The sequence below is a fragment of the Alloscardovia sp. HMSC034E08 genome, assembly GCF_001813415.1.
Taxonomy (GTDB): Bacteria; Actinomycetota; Actinomycetes; order Actinomycetales; family Bifidobacteriaceae; genus Alloscardovia; species Alloscardovia omnicolens.
The window spans coordinates 15,382-36,697 of the sequence record NZ_KV812463.1 but is presented as its reverse complement, the minus strand read 5'-3'; the positions used below and the strand labels follow the sequence as shown (position 1 = coordinate 36,697).

The window sequence follows — 21,316 nt, the reverse complement described above, 5'->3', positions numbered from 1 at the left end:
CAACAAAAACGTGAACAAAAACCAGCCCACATCAAAGCAAAGACTCAACAACATTTTCAACGTACCAAACCACGCAAAATCACAATAGAATGAATAATGTACGGTTTATTTTTAATTTTTCGTTTCACATCTTAAGACTAAAACAAACCAACCATTTTCACACCCTTACCCCCCCCTCCCCAAAAAATGCGACACGCCGACACATCCACAACCAAGATATATTTTCGTAACCCACATCACACTATTTTCAACCGTTCTTCTCGCATTCAACCCCCTGGTTAGTTTATTCATTTAACTAACCGTGCTATTATTAAATTCACAAGCTAAACACAGCCTCTCGAAGCAGCGAAGCTTCGAGCAACTTACCAACAAAACAAAGCATCCGAATAAATAAACAATTGCAACAACTTGAGGGAGACACATGAATATCAAAAAGAAAATACTGGCCGCAATAGCTGCTTCAGCAATGGTGTTAGGAATGGCTGCCTGCTCATCATCTCGTGGCGCGAGTGGTTCAGGCAACTCCGAAGCCTTAGATAAAGGAGCAACCATCGGTATTTCTATGCCAACGAAATCAATGGAAAGATGGAACAAGGACGGTCGCAATCTCAAGGATAAACTCGAAAAAGCAGGATACAAAGTCATCCTCTCCTATGCCGACGATAAACCAGCACAGCAAAATGCAGACATTGAAAACATGGTGAACAACAATGCCAAAATTATCGTAGTTGCAGCAAAGGACGGCACATCAGTTGGCCCTGCAGTAGAAAAAGCTCACGAAGCCGGCGCGAAAGTTATTGCCTACGATCGCTTAATTATGAACACCCAAGCAGTAGATTATTATGCAACCTTCCAGCTGGAAAAAGTTGGCGAACTGCAGGCAAAATATATCATCGACAAGCTTGGACTAGAAAAGGGCGCAACCGGCCCGTTCAACGTAGAGGTCTTTACTGGTTCTCCGGATGATAATAATGCCAAGTACTTCTTCAAGGGGGCATGGAACTTACTGCAGCCTTACTTTAAGAGCGGCGTGCTCAAGACTCTCTCCAAGCATGGCGGCGGCGTGGACGGCAATTTCACTATTGATCAGTGGCAGGCTATTTCCGTTATGAGTTGGAAAACAGAGCAAACTCAAAAGGATATGGAATCAATCTTAGATTCCAGCTATGCACATGACGAAAAGCTCGACGCAGTACTTACGCCAAACGACGATCTAGCGCAGGGCGTGATTAACGCTATTGAAACGAAGCGCCCTGATATGAAGCCTGGAACTGAAAACTGGCCAGTCATTACTGGTCAAGATGCCAATGAAATCGCTGTATCGAATATCGCCAAAGACTTGCAAAGCATGACCGTTTTCAAGGATGTTGCAGAGCTTGCAGATTCGGTTTATGCCATGATTGTGCAGATTGCTGAAGGCAAGAAGCCAAGTAGTATTAACGGCGCAATGAACAACGGTGCTAAAAATGTGGAATCGAGCCTTCTTGACCCGATTACCTTAACAAAATCAAATCTTGATGTAGTAGCCAAGACGGGCTTTATTAGTAAGGAGCGCTATGACCAATTAGTCAATTAAATCTTTCAACTTCTTCTTCGTAGAACGGGTGCCTTGCTCATGAACAGCAGGCACCCGTTTATTTTCAGCGCGTATTAGTCCAACTGCTGACTAACCCAATCAACAATATAAGGAGCTGCTTGCTCAATCTGATCCAAAGCAATCTCGAAGTCTTCCGATCCTCCATACCAAGGATCAGCTAAATCAATACGATATTCCTCGGATTCTGTAACATGCGGCAAACCTGGATCAAAGCTGCGATACATGTGTACCTCAGAATAATCTGAACGAGGGATCTGACGCAGCAATGATTGCTTATGAGAAGATGTCATAGGCAAAAAGAGGTCAGTTTCTTCAATTTCATCGCGAGAAATACGATGCGCAAAATGATGTGCAGGCAGCTCGTATCCGCGAGCGCGTAAAGCTTTCTGAGCACGACGATCAATAGGGTTGCCATGCTCTTCAGAAGATACACCCGAGGACTTAACCTGCACACGGTCAGCAAGACCTGCATCTTCTACGTATTTACGTAACACAATTTCTGCCATAGGGGAACGGCAAATATTGCCCGTGCACACCGTCATAATGGTATACATAAAGTTTTTCTCCTTCGTAGTCTTGCTCTTTTAATCTTGCGTGCGCTTAAGAACGCGGAAACGGTAACCTTTAATCGCACTGGACGAATCAGCGGGAGCGGTCCAGTCCTGAATAATCTCTTCGCTCCACACACCATGACGCCATCCTGTTTCTACATCCGGGGCGTATGCATCAGCTTCAACGGCTAAATCAATATCGGTAATATACACTTCATCAGCAATATTTAGCGACTGCTCATACATGCGAGCACCACCGATAATCCATACTTCGTCTCGGCACACACCGTCATCAGGAATAGGGGGCTGAGTTGCCAATTCTATAGCTGTTTCCAAGTTTTGCACTACCGTAGCTCCAAGCGCTACAAAAGAGGGATTACTCGAAACTACGTAATTATCGCGGTTAGATAATGGTCTAAAACTCTCTGGCAAGGATTCCCATGTTTTGCGTCCCATAATCACCGGATGCAAAATAGTGCGTTCCTTAAAATACTTCATATCTTCACGCAAATGCCACGGCATAGTGCCTTGGAAACCAATAGCTCCTGGCTTTCCCTGAAGATCGTAGGCTTGCGCCCAAATAAGTTTTATATGAGGTCGAGCGGAATCCATGGAATCATCAATGTTTTCATCGTTCCACTCGTCGGCTTCTTCCAAAAATCTGCGGAAGTTATGCCCGGCCGACGCGGGCTGAGGTTGGTGGTAGCCACTGCGACTACTATCGTGCTCCATATCGTTTGTCTCCTTAAATTACTGCAGCACTTTCGCGCGAGAGCCGTAAAACATGTGCTTTTGGAGCACACAACCGCAACGGCTCACTGCGCAATAGATATGAGATACAGTGTAACAAAGCAAGTAGGCAAAGCCTAAAGAAGTGAGCTCACTCTCCTACCCCTATACTGCTACCGGCGCCTTAATCGTCGGATGATACTGGTAGTTCTCAATCACAAAATCACTGTAATCATACTCTTCTAAGCTGGCGGCTTTTTTCAGCTGAAGCTGAGGATATGGGTACGGTTCGCGAGAAAGCTGTTCGAGAACCTGCTCCATATGATTATCGTAAATATGGCAGTCACCGCCTGTCCATACAAATTCTCCAGGTTCTAAGCCAGCCTGCTGAGCCATCATCAACGTGAGCAGAGCGTATGAAGCGATGTTAAACGGCACACCCAAGAACATATCTGCCGAGCGCTGGTACAGCTGGCAAGACAAGCGACCTTCTGACACGTAGAACTGGAACAGCGAATGACATGGCGGCAAAGCCATATCTTCTACTTCCGCAGGATTCCAAGCAGTAACAATCATGCGACGAGAATCAGGGTTCGTTTTGAGTAGGTTCAGCACGTTTGTAATCTGATCGATGGTATGTTCCGGATCATCCTGGGTTGGAGCTGGCCAACTACGCCACTGCACGCCATAAACGGGACCAAGATCGCCGTTCTCATCAGCCCACTCGTCCCAAATATGCACGTTATGCTCAAGCAGCCAATTAATATTGCTTGATCCTTTGAGGAACCAAAGCAACTCGTAAGCAATTCCCTTGAAAAACACACGTTTAGTGGTGAGCAGCGGGAAAGACTCACGTAAATCAAAACGCATTTGACGACCAAAAACAGACACTGTTCCTGTTCCCGTGCGGTCTGACTTTAAATCGCCATCGAGTAAAATATCACGCACCGTATCTTCGTACGGCATTGGAATATCTGTTTGAGGACGCTGCGGAATACGAGCGCGGATTGCGTCAAGCTCTTGCTGTGTTAGTGCCATAGATTAGAGATTAGCACGCTTCGCTTTGCCACGCTTGCAGGTTGTTGCGTTCTTAGAGAAATCTTGCGTAAGACTATGTTTGGTGATTTTATTTGATGATTGCGTTTGGTGATTATGTTTTGTGATTGCGTTTGCTAATTATTTGCGGAAGGTTTACTGAGTTTGGCATACGTTTAGTATCTGTTAGCGATACTTTGTGCACAGAGCCGAGGATTCATTGTAGAGTAGATGTATTAGTACACACATTTTCGGAGGAGATATTATGGCACGCTTGTGGGTTGAGCGAAACAAGGACGGCTCGTGGGACGCTTTCAGTGATGATGGTGCACACATTAAGTTCGGACGCAGCAGCGATAAAGGTTTGTTCTCTCCTGGAGATTTAACAAAACTTGCTTTAGCAGGTTGTGCTGCTTTGTCTAGTCAGTTTGCTGTAGAGTCCGCTCTTGGTGAAGGTAAGGGCGCACGCATTGTTGTTGACGGCACTTATGATCCAGAAAATGATCGTTACTTAAACTTCAACGAACAGCTTGTGGTTGACGCTATGGAGGCAGGACTGGATCAGGCTGCTGCTGAAAAGCTTGCTGAGCGTATCCGCCGTCACGTAGATAAGGGTTGCACAGTGAAGCACACCTACGAGATTGAAACTCCTGTTCGCATGGATGTGGATATTCGCCACTAAAGCTTTATTTAGGCTCTAATTTTTTTCCCCCCCCCTTCGAACTGCTTTGCTTGGTTCAGGGGGGGGGATTTTGTTGTGCAGTTTGCGCGTGGGGCGACGGGTGGGGCTTAGCTTATGAAGTATCCGAGGGTGTCTGGATTTTGTGTAAGTGGTGGGTAGCTCAGTAGGTAGCTCGACGTGTAGATGAGTAAATGTGGTTCATCGGATTTTAGTGGTGGCTGTGAGGTTTTTAGGTTGCAGGTGCGTGGAAGTTGTGAGCGCGCAACGCTAACAACGCTGGAGTCCATTTTCATAGCAACCGAAGTATTCGTTTGTAAATCATGGAATGCTATCCACAGTATGTTTCGTGAACCACTCAAGCTCCTCGTCTGTCACAAGAATAACCAAACAAAATATGCTGTGCCGCACCAAAATCAAACCTGGCAAAAGCTTTACCAGGTACGGCTAAGCTCAGCTATGTAAATGACAACAGACAACGCATACAAAAGCTCCTCTCGAGCATAAACTCAAGAGGAGCAATAAACTATCAACGCGGATCAATTGTCCGTTCGAGGCTTTCAAGCTCGCTCACCTCAGCCTGCTCTACCTGAACAGACTCAACGCCGCCAATATCGGTAAGCGGCTCGTCATGCATCTCGTTCTCTTCAGCCAAAACGTATCGGCGAGGAACAACATACACCGGCTTATCTGAATGCTGTAAGAGCGACTGGCTCACAGAGCCGAAAAGCAAGCCCGTTAATCCGCCGCGTCCACGCGAACCAACCACCACAATATCGTTGTCCGGCAAAGCGGCTTCTAATGCATCAACCGAAGCGCCCACAGCTACTTGCTCCGCAACGTCAAGCTGCGGATACTTAGCGCGCAACGGAGCCAATCGAGCGTGCAAATCGTCGGTATAAGAATCTTTAACGCTTTGCATGTCTTCATCGCTGAGGCTGCCGAGCATAGGAACAGCGCTAATAACCTGCAATCGCGCACCCCAAGAATGTGCAAACTCAGCGGCAATTTCCAGAGCCTTAACTCCCCACTTGGATTCATCAGAATTTACCACAACATGCGTAATCTGATTGTTCAAGTGAACCTTATTGCCCTCATCATCGGTATAAGGAACAACCACAATTGGACAGTAAGCATATGCAGGCAAGCTCGAAGATGTGGTACCAAGCAGGCGCTCAGCAAGTCCACCCTTGCCGCGGTTTCCAATCACAACCAAGTTATAGTTGCGCGACAGTTCAATGAACACAGCCGATGGCTCGCCGGTAACAATCAAAGTCGTTACTTCTACGCCCTGCTTAGTAGCAATCGCCTTAGCGCGGCTCAAAATTTCTTGAGCGTCACGACGAGATGCTGCATCATCCCCTGGCGCAGTAAAAGTATTATCAAAAGATACCGAGGAATAACTTGGCAACGTATATGCAGATACAATGTGTAAGGTTAATCCTGCGTGATGCGCATAGTTAGCAGCCCACCATACCGCTTTATAAGCAGCATCCGATCCATCAACGCCAACTAAAATAGCCTTTTCATAGCGTGACATAGGGAACACCTCCTTGTTCGTTCCTACACCCATTCTAACGCGGAATTTTTTACGCGCGCCACGGGGTTTCATAAAGAGGTGCGTTATGAACAATTGACGGCGAGTTTATTGTTTTTGGGGGAGGGGCTGGTGGGCGGGGGCTAATTGCGCGAGGTTTATGGGTCTCGCGTTTATGCGCTATGCTTATTGCGCGCGACTGCAGTTGAGCGGTTTGAACGGTTATTACGCTTTTTATGGCAAGTAGTGCACCGAAACTATATCAGCTCTCGGACTTAGCGGGGTTTTGAGGTTGAAGGTGCGTGACTAGCAACTAGAACCTACTAGGCAATACTCGCCTCTAAACCCCGCTAAGTTCGAAGAGCAACAAAATACTAAAGTCTTGCACAAAATCCGAATATCGTCACGGAAAAACTATAAATTAAACGAGCTTATCTGTATCAAAAGAATCTAAGAGGTTTTACATAAAGTAATCTTGTACAGAATAATGCCAACGAGTTTTACTCGTGAATAAACTGGAAGCGCGATGGATTAGAGATTGTGCGCGTGTACGTCTTACCGTTCATTACCGCACCGCTTTCAGAAGTAACAACAGAACCGTCAGCGTTAATCTTCTCTACAATGGCCACGTGACCATAAACTGGATCAGCACCTTCCTGACCTGGCAGGAATACCATAACATCGCCAACCTGAGGAGTATTATCCACAGAGTAACCCAGAGCACGAGCAGAGTTTGCCCACTGTCCACCGTTACCGAAGTAGGAGCCAACTGGCAGACCCAGCTGATGACGACGAGTATAAGCCCACCATGTGCACTGGGAGAATGGATAAGCATTACCAGAATCACCAGTGGCATGAGATGGAGCTTTCACCAAGCTTTGCACATCAATGCTGGTAGCACCATCTTCCACATTCCATGGAGTTAAGTCAGATGTGGTAACCGATGCAGTTTCAGACAAAAACTGTGTTTTAGCGTCACGTTCCTCAGAACGAGAAACTGTTGAAGTATTGGCAACATTAACAGCAGAAGAACCGTTATTTTGATCTGCTTCAGCAGCAACTGCAACAGTACGCTCAAAAAGATTACTATTTGTTGCGAAAACAGAAGAAGCTACTGCAGTTCCCATAGTTCCGAGCAAAAGAGTAACAGCACTGGAAGTAGTAAAGCGATTTTTGCGAGCGCGAGCCTGCGCATATGCACGACGTTCACGACGTGTGCGAGGCATTGCGTTAACCTCACGAACAACGGCCTCTTCCAAAGAAACGGTTGCAACAGGAGTGTTGATATGTGCATGCTTTGCAGTACTGTGCTTAGCAGAGCGCTTGTGGCTTACGGTCGCTTTAGGCGCTGCATGCTTCATAAAAATCACTCCTTAAAATGGTCAACCTTGGCTATTCTAATAGAAGCCATACCCTAGGGGAAAACCCTGATAGAAATTTTCGTAAAAAGTGAAAGTGGTGCGAACTGGAGTTTTGTTTGCTAGGAAAGACAAAACTGTTTCTACATCCGTTGGATCGTTTCACAAACTTCTTGCGCCGCGCCTAACAAAGCGCCGCGCCTCCCCAGCCTCTCCCCTGCCCGTTCTCACCTCCCCAGCCCGCCCTCCAAGCCTCTTCCCAACATCCCCCTCCCGTCCCATTGCCCCGCGCTATGAGTATATTGTGAGTATGACTGACACAACACTTCTCGATATCACCATGCTTCCTGCAGACGGTCGTTTTGGCTCTGGCCCTAGCAAGATCCGCGAGGCTCAGCTTGAGTACCTCACGCAAGAGGGCGCGCAGCTTATGGGCACATCGCATCGTCAGCAGCCGATTAAGGATGTTGTTGAGTCTATTCAAAACGGTATTCGCAACCTCTACAAGCTTCCCGCTGATTACGAAGTAGTTATGGGCAACGGTGGCGCTACTGCTTTTTGGGATATGGCGTGCGCATGTTTGATTGAGAAAAAAGCTGCGTTTGGTTCTTTTGGCTCATTTAGCGCAAAGTTTGCTGCGAGCGTAGCAAACGCTCCGTTTATTGACGCCCCAGTTATTTTTAAGGCTAATTATGGCATGTACGCTCTGCCTAGGGCAACCGGCGATGCTTCTGATGCTGATGTTTTTGCGTGGGCACATAACGAAACATCAACCGGTGTTCTAGCTCCTGTTCACCGCGTTACTGGGGCACGCTCGGATGCGCTGATGCTCGTAGATGGCACATCTGCAGCTGCTGGAACAGTGATTGATCCGCGTGAGATTGACGTGTATTATTTCTCCCCTCAGAAGGGATTCGGCTCTGATGGAGGTCTGTGGGTAGCTATTGTGTCGCCTGCTGCCATTGAGCGAGCTGAGAAAATTGAAGCGCGTGCAGCTGAACATCCGGAAGAAGGACGGTGGGTTCCGCCATTCTTGTCTTTCACTAAGGCAGTAGCTAATTCGCGCAAGCATCAAACTCTAAATACTCCAGCTTTGGCTACCTTATTGCTTATGAACAATCAGATTGATTGGCTAATTAAGCAGGGTGGTCTCGATTGGGCTCAGGAACATTGCACCCATTCTGCTTCCGTGTTGTATCGATGGGCTGAGACCAGCGATTACGCTACCCCATTTGTGTTGAATGAAGGTGCACGGTCAACTGTGGTGGTCACCATTGATATTGATGAGGAGTTGTCGGCAAGTGAGATTACGCGCGCTTTGCGGGCTAACGGCATTGTGGATGTGTCTGGGTATCGCGGGCTGGGGCGCAACCAACTGCGCATTGGCGTTTTCCCATCTGTGGATACGGATGATGTAGAAGCGTTGACGCATTGCGTAGATGCAGTGGTTGAACAGATGCGGGCAAACCGTTAAGACACGCTCTGAGATCGTCGAACAGTTTTAAAGTAGGAACTATGAAAATTACACCAATTTTCGATCCTGAACATCGAAAAGCTACGCCACAGGCCGAGCAGGTAGATCTCCATATTATTTTTATGGTCGGTACTGCCCTGTGGCTGTGTGTTGCTCTCGTATGTGGCACGCTTTTCTTATGGAAAGGAGTACTGTATCACGAGTTTATTCTGACCATGTGGGGATTAGGAATTGGCGTAGCTGCAATGATTTGGGAAACCTATAATCGTCATATCTACCGACTGTTAGCCCTCATGCAGCAGTAAAAACCCTTAAGCCAGCGGAATAAAGAAGTTAAAAGTACTTCCCTGCCCAGGAGCGCTCCACAAAGTTACAGTACCGTGATGCGTCAAAGCAACATGCTTAACAATCGCTAAGCCTAAACCAACAGCGTCATCATCGTCAAACGGCTCAGTCGATCCGCGGTAAAAACGCTCAAAAATGCGTGTTTGCTCGGACTTACTAACGCCCTTTCCGGTATCAATAACGCGAATAACAGCAAAAGACGGATCTTGCGCAACATCTACCACAACACTGACCGCAGCATTATCTTTGGAATAATGAATAGCATTTTCTACGAGTTTGCGCACAGCAGCGCAAATTTGTACGGAGCTAGCATGAACGCGAATAGAATCAGATATGCGTGCATGCAGCTGAATACCGCGCGTTGGAGTAATCGCGTTAAGCTCGTGCTGAACAATCTCACCCAAATTCACCAAGTTCTCTTCGCTTGGCTCCACTCTTTCTTGAGCTTTCATGAGCAGCATAAGATCAGAAACTAACTTATGCAAGTGTCGTGCTTGAGCAGAAACAACCTTACCGTCTGCATTCACAGTGTCATCGGGCATTGACTCCCATCGCTTGCCGATAGAAAGCATATCGTCAGTGGAATTGATTAATTGCTGTGCAACGTTTTCAATAAAATCATCGCGGGTTTGGGCGAAACGTTTTGCTTCACTGTTATTCGTAATAAAAACAACAATATAGTGCTCACTAATAGCGCTGACAGTAACAGCCAGCCAGTGAGGTCGCGTAACGGGAACTGACGCTTCATCTTCATGCACAAGATCGTCTGCTGTATGCGTCACAACATTGAATTTTTTCGTTCTTGCTCCAGCACGAATATCGTGAATAGCTTGCAGAATTTCTTTGTTCACAATTTCATCATTGTGAACGATTCCCCAGCGATATGTTGAAGACGAAGCACGCTCCACTTCATCATCACCATCGACCACAATAGTGGCTGTATCCATGGCTGAAAGCACGCGAATAGTCATGGAATCGAGTTCGTCGTCATCATCGTCATCGTCGTCGTCATCATCGTCGATGGAATGGTTAATGCGACGGCGCAAACGTCTACGCCGCACATACTTCACACGCCATCCCAGTGAGCGCAAAGTATGCCAGAAGCCCTTACTATCCACCACAAGCGGAGACAGCCATCTCCACGCTAGGGAGAACAGCCATCCCACGCAAATCACAGCCATCACAATAAAAATAAGCAGTACGACTATGGACGTTACATCAAAACTCATATCTCTATTGTGGCATATGCTGAGCCGAAACATTTGCGCCATCGAAAATGCAGCACGCGACACCTCAAAAGACACGGGCATACTCTAAAATAAGACACAGTAAACGCTACACCACAAGCCATGTGTAAGGGAGCTGCCATGCGCGCACTTTTCAATGAAGAACTGCATCAAGTCGCTACAGATTTAACTACCATGACTATTGCCGTGCATAAGGCGGTAGAACGAGCTGGTGAGGCATTGTTTAACAACAATATTGAAGTGGCTCAAGACGTGATTGATGGCGACGCTCGTATTGACGCTTTGGAGGCTTCGATTAACAATCAGTGCGTTATTTTGCTCGCCAAGCAAAGCCCCGTTGCCGCTGATTTGCGTGTGGTTGTGTCTACTATGAGCATCGCTTCCCTGCTGGAACGCATGGGCGATTTAGCTCGCCATATTGCCGAAACGGCGCGAAGCACGTATCCTGAGTCTCCTCTGGCTCCTCAAGTCATGGATATTTTTGTGAAAATGCAGGCTTTTGCCCAGCGCACCACACAGACTTTGGTTGATTTAATGGATACGCATGATGAAGTTGCCACACAAAAGCTCATTATGAGCGATGATGAGATGGATAAGCTTTTTGAATCTGTGTATGCCATTGCTCGCTCGGATGCGTGGAACGCAACTGTTGAGCAGACGATTGATACTGTTTTGCTCAGCCGCTATTACGAGCGCATTGGAGATCACTCGGTGTCTGTTGGCCGCCGCTTGATCTATATGGTCTCTGGTTTTGATCCAACAAAGGATCCGTCCCACTATATTGGCGTCGATACTGATGGCGATTAAAACTGATTAAGGAACAAGGGCGCAACATCATGTGTTGCGCCCTTGCTTCTTTACTTCTTTTTATACGCGAGTTCTAATCCCAACTTTTTATCTTTGAACTTAGCTTTTTTCAGCGATTTCAGTACTGTTGACGACAAATCAGTTGGTAACTCTACGTAGCTAACCGAATCTTTCAGCCCGATAGCGCCAATAACTTTTCCAGGGATATGCGCTTCGCTCGAAATAATGCGCACAATATCGTTTGGACGAATACCATGCTTCTTGCCAAGGCTTATCTTAAAACGCACCATACCTTCTTCAACCTCTTCATTAACGAGGTGAAGTTTACGGTCTTTACGGTTTTTACGCTCTTTATATTCCTTGTGCTTTTTCTTGCCAGAACGTTTATCGTCATCCCACGGCATAACTTCATCGTCTGTCTGTTCGCGCGCGGTCTCTCCGTTATCTCCCGTTGCATCAAGCGCTAACTTTAAGAAAGCAGCAGCAATATCCATAGCCGTGTAATCAGAAGTATTAACTTGATTATCAATAACATCAATCATGTCGTGAAGATTATCGTTCTCAATAATGCGTGCGATATCATCCATGATTTTTTCAGTTTTAATAGCGTTAACATCAGCTATGGTTGGGATATGCTGCGATATGATTTTCGTTTTGCAGTACTTTTGAATATCTCGCAAACGATATACTTCTTTACCGCGCACAAAACTGAAAGCGCGGCCTGCTCGTCCCGCGCGACCCGTACGACCGATGCGATGCACGTAATACTCAGCTTCGCGAGGAATATCGTAGTTAAAAACAGCTTCTACATCATCAACGTCAATACCTCGAGCAGCAACGTCGGTAGCAATCAAAATTTCTGTTGTTCCTGTACGGAACTTTTTCATCACACGGTCTCGCGCAGACTGCTTCATATCGCCATGCAAACCCTCAGCCACGTAACCGCGCACCTGTAACTGCTCAGCTAAAGTATCGACCATTGCTTTCGTATTACAAAAAACAAGCGATAATTTAGGGGAATAAAAATCAAGTAACCGCGTTAAAACGTCGGTTTTATCTTTGCGACGCACATCGTAATAATACTGATCGATTTGAGGAACAGTCAGCTCTGTTTGAGCAACCTGCACATGCTGAGCATCATGCTGATATTTCTGCGCAATATCCATAATTGCTTGTGGCATAGTTGCAGAAAAGAGAATAACCTGACGGTTCTCTTCAGGCATCTGATCCAAAATCGTTTCGATGTCTTCGCGGAAACCCATGTTAAGCATTTCATCAGCTTCATCTAAAACAACGGTATGAATGCCTTGCGTTTCAATGGTTCCGCGACGCAAGTGATCCATCACGCGACCAGGAGTGCCAATAATAATCTGCACGCCTTCCTTAAGACCACGAATTTGGCGAGCCATATCTGCCCCACCATAGACCGGCAAAATGCGCACACCATGCATATATTTCGAAAGATGATGCAACTCTTGAGCAGACTGAATGACCAGTTCGCGCGTAGGAGACAGCACCAGCACCTGCGCACTGCGCACAGAAGCATTGACTTTTTCAAGAACCGGGATTCCAAAGGACGCGGTTTTACCCGAACCTGTTTGTGACTGACCAATAATATCGTGACCGCGCAAAATAACCGGAATGGCGGCTTCCTGAATAGGTGAAGCTTCTTCAAAACCCATATCGCTCACGGCGCGGAGCATGTGAGAGCTTAGACCTAATTCTTCAAATTTCATGTATGTTCTTTCTGAGCAGACGCGAATATCGCATTACGCCTGCTGATGGAGTGTTTCTGGACAATAAAAAGGAACGCTATACTGTAGCGTTCCTGATTCTGAGATATTCAGTGGGATATTCAGTAAAGTCTACGAGCATTCTTTCGTAGTTCTAAGACTATCAGTATGACTGTATGTCTTTACTTTTCTGCGATAGGTATCTGCGATAGGTAAAAGTCTTCTCGTTTGAGCAATAAGACATGCAATAAACAGAGGAACTGTAGTCATCGCAACCCATGCAATAACCATGGCAGGATTACCCCCCCCATGAAGAAAATGCGAAACCGTAAAAGGTAAAGCAAATCCAACTACTGCCTGCGCAATAGCAAGCCAAAAACTCACACGCAGATAGGTATTGAGCCGAGTGAGGCTGAGTTTCTTATACCAGGCACTAAAACACCAAGCTGTATAGATTACCCATGCAGACAGAGGGATAGGGATGAGCGCAGTGAGACATAGGATTGGAATGTGAATCCACTCATACTCAGGGAATTGTGAAAATTCATCTTGAATAGCTGAAAATGCAGCCAATGTAACCCCGGCAATAGACAGAAGAGTAAAATACAGCACAAATTATAGTAAAAATGCTCGTTATTATTCTTTTATTGAACATGGCAATCCCCTCAAACAATCCCCTCAACTCTGTAATGCATAATGCGCGCCGTTGCAGCGGTGTTTTCATTGGCTTTTCGTGTGAAAAGTGCCTTCAACACTACTCACCCTGCCTAGTAGAAATACGCCACCTCATACTCCTGCACATTTCCTCCCATAAAAACAAAATCGCCTCTGATTTCTCAGAGGCGATTGAAGAAGAGTTTAACTCTTACTTACCCTGGTTCGCTACAGCTGCTGCACCTGCTGCTGCTGCTTCAGGATCGAGGTATTCACCGCGTGGCTTGATTGGCTTAAAGTTCTCATCCAATTCGTAGAGCAGTGGGATTGCAGTAGGAATGTTAACCTGTGCAATTTCGTCCTCGCTCAAGCCGTCGAGCATCTTTACGATTGCGCGCAAAGAGTTGCCGTGTGCTGCGATAAGAACTGTCTTACCTGCAGCAAGCTGAGGCTTGATTGTTTCTTCCCAGTAAGGGGTTACGCGAGTTACCACATTTGCCAAAGCTTCAGTTTCTGGAACGTCTGCACCAGTATAGCGTGGGTCACCGTTCTGAGAGTACTGATCGTTTGGATCAATCTCTGGTGGTGGTGTTGCGTAAGAACGACGCCAAATCATGAACTTTTCGTCACCGTATTCCTGACGAATTTCAGACTTGTTCTTACCCTGCAAAGCACCGTAGTGACGCTCATTCAAACGCCAGTTGCGCTCTACTGGAATCCACAAACGGTCTGCGGAATCCAAAGCAATATTTGCAGTGTTAATGGCACGACGAAGAAGAGAAGTGAAAACGATGTCTGGAAGTACGTTCTTCTCCTTGAGAAGCTCGCCTCCTCGCTTTGCTTCTTCAACGCCCTGTTCGGTCAAAGGTACATCTACCCAACCGGTGAACTGGTTTGTCTTATTCCATGCGCTCTGTCCGTGACGGAGCAATACTAACTTGTAAGTCATGCTTTATAGTTTAGAGCGCGTTGACGACTAGGAAGCCATCAAAAGAATAAACATAAGCAGATAATTTGCTGCCAGAACAAGCATCAGCCGATTCATAAAGATAAAAGCACCGCGATAATACTGCTGCTCGTATACTGCAATCCGCACGCATCGTAAGGCCTTCCAACTTACAGTAATAACTGCAGCAGCCGTCAGAAGATACAGGACTCCTAAATCACTGATTAATTGCGTGCCCATAATATGATATAGAGAAAGCGCATACATAATGTTTACCGCCCATACAATAAACACGCATAGATGAGCGCCCTGTACCGTTTTATCTATACCCCAGCGCACAACGATAGTATTTTTATGAACTTTTTTATCGCTTACGCGGTCACGCATATTATTGATAAGCATGACGAGAGCGCTGACTAAGCCGCATTGAATACTTGCGGCAATACTGTACGCTCCTATACGCTCGGTTAGCATAACGCTGACAGAAAAAACGAGTACTGGTCCAAAAAATACGAACGCAAGAAGCTCTCCAAAACCGCGAGCGCTCAAAAAACTGGAATATCCCCACGCAGCCGCTACGCACACAGCTCCTACCCCAAGAAGCCAATAATCCTGACTTATCCACACAGCCGCACAACCGGCAATAATGCCAATAATCGCAGTGATCCATGCACAAGAATGCGAGATATGCGCTCCACAAGGAAGTGCATTTAAACGCTGCGGCGCATCAGCAGCACGCGATGTATCTACACCTTGCACACCATCGAGATAATCATTAACAAAGTTCGCGCATATTTGCAGACTCAGTGCCACTAAAACAGCAAGACCGAGCAGCACGAGGTCTTTATAAAAGATAACTCGTGGTAACTGCCCGTAATGGTCTCGATCTAAGTATGCGCTTAACCCAGCAATAATTACGGGGCAGACAGAAAGAGCCCATGTGCGCGGTCGAGATCCGGCAATAATCATCCGAACTTTTTCGCACACTTGAGCTCCTTAAACTTCGTGGCGTACATAAAAATATGGTGCGAGAATTACTCACACCATATAATCATGAACTAGCTATTTAAAGGCTTAACGAGAGGGAAGGTAATGGTTTCACGGATAGTTGCGCCCGTCATAGCAATCAACAGACGGTCAATACCCATACCCATACCGCCGGCAGGAGGCATACCCAAGCCCAGTGCTTCAAGGAAGTCTTCATCAATATCCATAGCTTCATCATCACCGGCTAAAGCCATCTTTGCCTGAGCAACGAAACGCTCACGCTGAACAACTGGATCGTTGAGCTCGGAATATGCAGTTCCCAGCTCAAAACCGCGCACATACAAATCCCACTTCTCCACTTGACCTGGCTTCGAACGATGAGACTTGGTCAGCGGCGAAGTTTCTACAGGGAAATCGCGCACGAAGGTTGGTTCCCACAGCTGATGAGGGTCTTCTGTGTAGAAGTGCTCCCACAGATTTTCCACAAGCTTACCGTGATTTTCTACATCTTCACGCTCAACACCCAACTTATCAGCGAACGCACCGAGAGTTTCTACAGTCGTTTCTGGGGTAATTTCTTCACCAAGCTTCTCAGACAGAGACTCGTAAATATCGAGTTGGCGCCACTGCCCCCCCAAATCATATTCGCTGCCGTCAGCCAAAGTGACAACTGTAGAACCGAAGGTATCAATAGCAGCTTGCTGCACGAGAGACTGAGTCAGTTCTGCCATCGTGTCGTAGGTGCCGTACGCTTCGTAGGCTTCCAAAGTGGTGAACTCTGGAGCGTGAGTTCCGTCTGCACCTTCGTTACGGAAAGCGCGGTTAATTTCAAAGACACGGTCAATGCCGCCTACCAGCATGCGCTTCAGGAAGAGTTCTGGAGCAATACGCAAGAACAAATCCATATCGAAAGCGTTAATATGCGTGGTAAATGGACGAGCTGCTGCACCACCACGGATAGCCTGAAGCATTGGCGTTTCAGCCTCCATGTATCCGCGCTGATCGAAGTTACGGCGCAAAGATGCAACAACTGATGCTCGATTACGTACCATCGTGCGCATCTTATCATCTACAATCATGCCCAAATATGGCTTACGTGTGCGCTGTTCCTCGTTCAAATCCTTATGCAGAGCTGGAAGAGGACGTAAAGACTTGCTAGCAATCTGCCATTCGCTGGCGAAAATAGACAGCTCGCCGGTCTTCGAAGCGATAACACGACCTTTAATAAAGAGGTGATCGCCCAAATCAACAAGCTGCTTAAACTCCTTGAGGCTATCTGCTCCCACTTCCTTCTTAGAGAGCATACCTTGGATTGGAGTGCCGTTGCCGGCTGCCAACTGAACGAAGCACAAGCCACCGCCGTTACGCAAGAAAATGACTCGACCAGCCAAAGCAACAACGTCATCCGTTTCTTCGCCAGCTTCTAATTTGCCATCGTAGTTCTTACGAATATCCTCAATGGTGTGAGTAATAGGCAGTTCTGCTGGATAAGGATTCGCGCCATTCTTAAGCATGAGCGCGCGCTTAGCCACACGCATTTGCACCTGCTCAGGATGAGCATGAGGACCAAACTGAGAATTAGACGGATCGATAGCTTCGTCTAATGAGGCATCGTTATTGATATGCTCGGCAATCGCCTCGTCCTGTTCCATTAATAATTCTGCGCGCTCGACAGTGCTCAGCTCATGGCTCTGCTGGGTTTGTTCCGCGGTTTCGGCGATCTCGGCGGTTTCGGCTTGCACGCTCTGTGCACTCTGTGCAGCGTTTTCTTCAATCAAATCAGACATTTTTCCCATACACTTAACGTTTGGAATTCCATATTTCAATAGTCTTAAGGGTACTAAAAGAGTTGTACACGATGGCGTGCGGAGGTTTTGGCATACTTACTCGCACATGGCACAGTGCTATCGTTTCATTTTGCTGTATCGTGTGTTTGATCCTAATCTTTATAGCCATATTCTTCAGGACAAAGTACTGATTGTGTGGCAGGCTTTACATTTGAACTCTAGCGTAAAGGTCACCACATGTATGAACGCTCATAAGACCTGTTTTCTGTTTTGTTCTTTACGTTCGAGTTCAAGCGTGAAGCTTAGAACGTGACTTGACCTCACAATACGGCTCAAGCAGGCCGTATCTTTTACCTATCTGCTTGCGCATAAAACTCACAACAATCATACTGTGTGCAGAAGCACTCTCAGGGTTGTAGCCTTCACGTTGCTCACGAAGCGTAAAGCTTGCCACACAAAAACTGAAGAAGTAATAAATAAATTTCACTTAACCGATTCATGCACCTGTTATGCCACTTTTTATGCACAATATCTGGCATGCATTCATCTGAACAGTTCCTCCATGCAGAAAGCTTAATCAGCAAGTTTTCTATGTAAATCTGCTACGTTATAACTTTTCTTCATAACATACATCTAACTTCTATACTTGTTTACTTGTATATATCAACATGTTTCTTTCTCGCGAAGACAAGAGAAAGGACGGAGTAGCAAAATATTCCTTTAGTACACCCTTTACATCGTCAAACTATTGACAACACTCTGAAAAAGCAATAAACCACGCAAAGAGCAAAAGAAAAATAAATAGCATTTTAGATCAAGTTTTGCACCACAAAGCGCAAAATTAAGCAAATACAGTTGCACTCAGCCAGAATGCAACTCTTCAAAACAGCAACGCAATCACGGCGTGAAAAAAATTCGATAGCCTCAAACCCAAACGACACGCCCACACATTTTCTTCATCAAATTACACGCGCGCTATTTAGTGTGCCACATCACATTATGCACAAAATTATCCCCACACATTCGCACGAAATCATGCCAAAATATCAAGTTATCCACTTTTATCCACAAGACCAAAAACCACTATATATAGTGGTTGTGTATAATTATCCACACTTTATTTAGTTGTATTTAGTCCCGCTCATGGCATATGATTACCTTCCAGTGTTCAGCACAAAACGATAACGCTTTCGCTCTATCGCTTCTGTTCATAGACATCATGCATACGCTTCGCGCACTGTGTAGCTTTGCACGCTGTCATCAGAAACACACAAAGCCAAGAGCATATCGCAGCTTTACATCTTGCTATAACCAGCTGGAGCAAAGCCAACTGAATACGAACCACATACCGTATATCTGCTTACAAAGGAAGGCTCATGATGACTGCATCGACAGCGTCCATGCTTGAAGACATTAACATTTCTATCAACGATATCAAGGTAGAAAAGCGCGACGGTCGAGTAGTTCTTTTCGATCGCATGAATATTATTCACGCCATCGAAGCGGCCTTTCATGCGGTAGGAGAAGATTTAGATTCTCGCAATTCTCGTCTTATTGAAGACATGACAACCACTGTAGAAAGCACTATTGCTGGTCGTTATACAGGCAATGTTCGCATTGACGATATTCAAAATGCTGTGGAGCACACTCTTATTAATAATCATTTGTACGAGATTGCTCAGGCTTATACGTCATGGCGCTTAAATAAAGATATTGCGCGCGCTAAGGCAAGCGATGTGAACGAAGCTATTAAGAAATTCATTAATCGCGATGAAACGATTATGCGAGAAAATGCTAATAAGGATTCCAACGTCTACGCTACTCAGCGCGATTTATTAGCAGGTGCTGTATCTAAGGCGAGCGCGATGAGTATGCTTCCTTCTGAGGTTGCTAATGCTCATATTAAGGGCGATATTCATTTTCATGATGCGGATTACAGCCCATTTACCCCAATGACCAACTGCTCTTTGCCTGATTTTGGCAATATGCTTGCCAATGGTTTCGTGTTGGGTAATGCCATGATGGATTCGCCTAAATCTATTGGCACCGCCGCTACCCAGATTACGCAGATTATTAAGGATATTGCTGGCTCTCAGTATGGCGGTCAGACGGTGAACCGCGCTGATGAGATGTTGGCTACTTACGCTCAGCTTGATTTTGCGAAGAATATGGAGATGGCTCGCACTGTTTTCCCTGATGGTGAGCCTATTGATGTTGCCCAGCGCGCTATTGCTGCTTTTAAGGATCGCGAAGCTGATTGGTTGCACTTTGAAAATCGTGATGCTTTGCCTATGGATGAGCCCTTCCATCATGACGTTGATGAGCTTGAGCAGATTCGCGAAGTGTATGCAAAGATTTTAACGCGCAAGAATATTTACGATGCTATGCAAACCATGGAGTATCAGATTAATTCCAACCGTATTAGCAATGGTCAGACTCCTTTTGTTACTGTTGGTTTTGGTTTGGGTCAAGATTGGTTTGCTCGCGAAATCCAGCGCGCTATTTTGCTCGTCCGCATTCGCGGTTTGGGTAAGGATCGTCACACTGCTATTTTCCCTAAGCTTGTATTTACTGTGAAGAACGGCGTAAATGCTAAGGAAGGCGAGCCAAATTACGATTTGAAGCAGTTGGCTTTGGAGTGTGCTACTAAGCGCATGTATCCGGATGTTGTTTTCTACGAGAACATCGTGAAGATTACTGGCTCCTTTAAAGCGCCTATGGGTTGCCGTTCTTTCCTGAACGGTTGGATTGATCCGGATACAGGTGAAGATGTAGAAGATTCTCGCTTGAATTTGGGCGTAGTTACCGTGAATATTCCTCGTATTGCTTTGGAATCTCACGGTGACAAGAAGCGTTTCTGGAAGCTGTTTGATCAGCGTATGCAAATTGCGCACGAAGCCTTGCAGTTCCGCATTAAGCGCTGTAAGGAAGCTACTCCAATTAACGCTCCTACCCTCTTCCAGTATGGCGCTTTTGGTCGCCTGCAGCCAGGGGATAACGTAGATCAGCTCTTTAACCGTTCTCGCGCTACTATTTCACTCGGATATATTGGTTTGTATGAGACTGTAGCTATGTTCTACGGCAAAGATTGGATGCAAGATCACAGCTGGGATGAGAACGGTAAGAAGTTTGCTTTGGAGATTGTGCAGCGTATGCATGATTTATGTGTTGATTGGGATAGCGCTGAGGGATACCATTACTCCGTTTATTCCACGCCTGCAGAGTCTTTGACTGACCGTTTCGCTCGCTTAGATAAGGAACAGTTTGGTGTGATTGATGGCGTTACTGACCATGATTTCTACACCAACTCCTTCCACTACCCAGTATGGTTGCGCCCAACTCCTATGGAAAAGCTCTCATATGAGCGCGACTTCCCATACTTGGCAAACGGTGGCTTTATTAACTACTGCGAGTTCCCAAGCTTGCAATCCAATCCAAAGGCTTTGGAAGCTGTATGGGATTATGCTCATAACATTGGTATTGGCTATTTGGGAACGAATACTCCGATTGATCACTGCTTCGAATGCGGTTTTGAGGGGGACTTTGAACCGACTGACACAGGATTTAAGTGCCCAGAGTGCGGCAATAATGATCCAAACAAGTGCAACGTCACCAAGCGCACCTGCGGTTATTTAGGTAACCCAGTGCAGCGCCCTATGGCTCACGGCCGTCATGAAGAAATCTCTCATCGTGTGAAGCACATGGCAGGTGAAACCGGTCATGTTACGTTAAAAGATGGCACTGTGCGTCAATGGTGGGATGATGCAGAGTAATATGTTTTAACCACTTGCAAGGGTTTGCTCGATTGCACACGTCAGGTCGAGCGAACCCTTAGTTTTTCGTAGAAAGA

At 46.2% G+C, this 21,316-nt stretch carries 18 protein-coding genes; 6 read left to right on the top strand and 12 right to left on the bottom strand.

Translation table 11 applies throughout. The features are described from left to right. Window positions 1–421: 421 nt before the first annotated feature. Entirely contained in the window at window positions 422–1,576 is a 1,155-nt protein-coding gene (locus HMPREF2909_RS00965) for a substrate-binding domain-containing protein (protein ID WP_071414894.1), read from the top strand. Window positions 1,577–1,650: 74 nt separating this feature from the next. On the opposite strand, the gene HMPREF2909_RS00960 is transcribed toward HMPREF2909_RS00965, so the two are convergent. The 3 genes from HMPREF2909_RS00960 to HMPREF2909_RS00950 form a co-directional block, all read right to left on the bottom strand. Continuing rightward, entirely contained in the window at window positions 1,651–2,151 is a 501-nt protein-coding gene (locus HMPREF2909_RS00960; RefSeq protein WP_071414893.1) for a low molecular weight protein-tyrosine-phosphatase, read from the bottom strand. A 30-nt stretch (window positions 2,152–2,181) separates the two neighbouring features. Continuing rightward, a complete protein-coding gene (locus HMPREF2909_RS00955) occupies window positions 2,182–2,880 on the bottom strand; it encodes a dihydrofolate reductase (protein ID WP_071414892.1) in 699 nt (232 codons plus the stop codon). Between the two features lie 162 nt (window positions 2,881–3,042). Next, window positions 3,043–3,915 (bottom strand): thymidylate synthase, encoded by an 873-nt coding sequence (locus HMPREF2909_RS00950; RefSeq protein WP_071414891.1) that lies wholly within the window; start codon window positions 3,913–3,915, stop codon window positions 3,043–3,045. 259 nt (window positions 3,916–4,174) lie between these two features. On the opposite strand from HMPREF2909_RS00950, the gene HMPREF2909_RS00945 reads away from it, so the two are divergent. Beyond that, the gene (locus HMPREF2909_RS00945) at window positions 4,175–4,594 is read left to right on the top strand and encodes an OsmC family protein (RefSeq protein WP_148130766.1); all 420 of its coding nucleotides are present in this window, start codon (window positions 4,175–4,177) and stop codon (window positions 4,592–4,594) included. A 526-nt stretch (window positions 4,595–5,120) separates the two neighbouring features. On the opposite strand, the gene HMPREF2909_RS00940 is transcribed toward HMPREF2909_RS00945, so the two are convergent. Then, on the bottom strand, window positions 5,121–6,131 hold the full coding sequence (locus HMPREF2909_RS00940; protein WP_071414889.1) for a universal stress protein: 1,011 nt from the start codon (window positions 6,129–6,131) through the stop codon (window positions 5,121–5,123). A 497-nt stretch (window positions 6,132–6,628) separates the two neighbouring features. Beyond that, window positions 6,629–7,489, bottom strand: coding sequence for a CHAP domain-containing protein (locus HMPREF2909_RS00935; protein WP_071414888.1), 861 nt, complete (start codon window positions 7,487–7,489; stop codon window positions 6,629–6,631). A 307-nt stretch (window positions 7,490–7,796) separates the two neighbouring features. Here HMPREF2909_RS00935 and serC point away from each other — a divergent pair, with 307 nt between their 5' ends. Together serC and HMPREF2909_RS00925 are read left to right on the top strand one after the other, a co-directional pair. Next, on the top strand, window positions 7,797–8,960 hold the full coding sequence (serC, locus tag HMPREF2909_RS00930; protein ID WP_071414887.1) for a phosphoserine transaminase: 1,164 nt from the start codon (window positions 7,797–7,799) through the stop codon (window positions 8,958–8,960). Window positions 8,961–9,001: 41 nt separating this feature from the next. Beyond that, window positions 9,002–9,265: a hypothetical protein gene (locus HMPREF2909_RS00925; protein WP_071414886.1), complete on the top strand. Its 264-nt coding sequence runs from the start codon at window positions 9,002–9,004 to the stop codon at window positions 9,263–9,265. A 6-nt stretch (window positions 9,266–9,271) separates the two neighbouring features. On the opposite strand, the gene HMPREF2909_RS00920 is transcribed toward HMPREF2909_RS00925, so the two are convergent. Then, window positions 9,272–10,534: a sensor histidine kinase gene (locus HMPREF2909_RS00920; RefSeq protein ID WP_148130765.1), complete on the bottom strand. Its 1,263-nt coding sequence runs from the start codon at window positions 10,532–10,534 to the stop codon at window positions 9,272–9,274. Window positions 10,535–10,672: 138 nt separating this feature from the next. On the opposite strand from HMPREF2909_RS00920, the gene phoU reads away from it, so the two are divergent. Then, window positions 10,673–11,359: a phosphate signaling complex protein PhoU gene (gene phoU, locus HMPREF2909_RS00915; protein ID WP_071414885.1), complete on the top strand. Its 687-nt coding sequence runs from the start codon at window positions 10,673–10,675 to the stop codon at window positions 11,357–11,359. A 50-nt stretch (window positions 11,360–11,409) separates the two neighbouring features. On the opposite strand, the gene HMPREF2909_RS00910 is transcribed toward phoU, so the two are convergent. The 6 genes from HMPREF2909_RS00910 to HMPREF2909_RS09120 all read right to left on the bottom strand — a co-directional run bounded on the left by HMPREF2909_RS00910 (window position 11,410) and on the right by HMPREF2909_RS09120 (window position 17,920). Then, entirely contained in the window at window positions 11,410–13,095 is a 1,686-nt protein-coding gene (locus tag HMPREF2909_RS00910; protein ID WP_049187657.1) for a DEAD/DEAH box helicase, read from the bottom strand. Between the two features lie 129 nt (window positions 13,096–13,224). Beyond that, entirely contained in the window at window positions 13,225–13,704 is a 480-nt protein-coding gene (locus HMPREF2909_RS00905) for a hypothetical protein (RefSeq protein WP_071414884.1), read from the bottom strand. Window positions 13,705–13,957: 253 nt separating this feature from the next. Next, entirely contained in the window at window positions 13,958–14,695 is a 738-nt protein-coding gene (locus tag HMPREF2909_RS00900; protein WP_021617624.1) for a phosphoglyceromutase, read from the bottom strand. A gap of 27 nt (window positions 14,696–14,722) precedes the next feature. Next, window positions 14,723–15,679 carry a prenyltransferase gene (locus tag HMPREF2909_RS00895; protein WP_148130764.1) on the bottom strand — a complete coding sequence of 319 codons (957 nt, stop codon included), beginning with the start codon at window positions 15,677–15,679 and terminating at the stop codon, window positions 14,723–14,725. 71 nt (window positions 15,680–15,750) lie between these two features. After that, entirely contained in the window at window positions 15,751–17,457 is a 1,707-nt protein-coding gene (gene lysS, locus HMPREF2909_RS00890; protein ID WP_373604527.1) for a lysine--tRNA ligase, read from the bottom strand. Window positions 17,458–17,755: 298 nt separating this feature from the next. Next, the gene (locus tag HMPREF2909_RS09120; RefSeq protein ID WP_155640489.1) at window positions 17,756–17,920 is read right to left on the bottom strand and encodes a hypothetical protein; all 165 of its coding nucleotides are present in this window, start codon (window positions 17,918–17,920) and stop codon (window positions 17,756–17,758) included. A 925-nt stretch (window positions 17,921–18,845) separates the two neighbouring features. Between HMPREF2909_RS09120 and nrdD the strand changes: the two genes are divergently transcribed. Next, window positions 18,846–21,239 (top strand): anaerobic ribonucleoside-triphosphate reductase, encoded by a 2,394-nt coding sequence (gene nrdD / locus HMPREF2909_RS00885; protein ID WP_071414895.1) that lies wholly within the window; start codon window positions 18,846–18,848, stop codon window positions 21,237–21,239. Window positions 21,240–21,316: the final 77 nt, after the last annotated feature.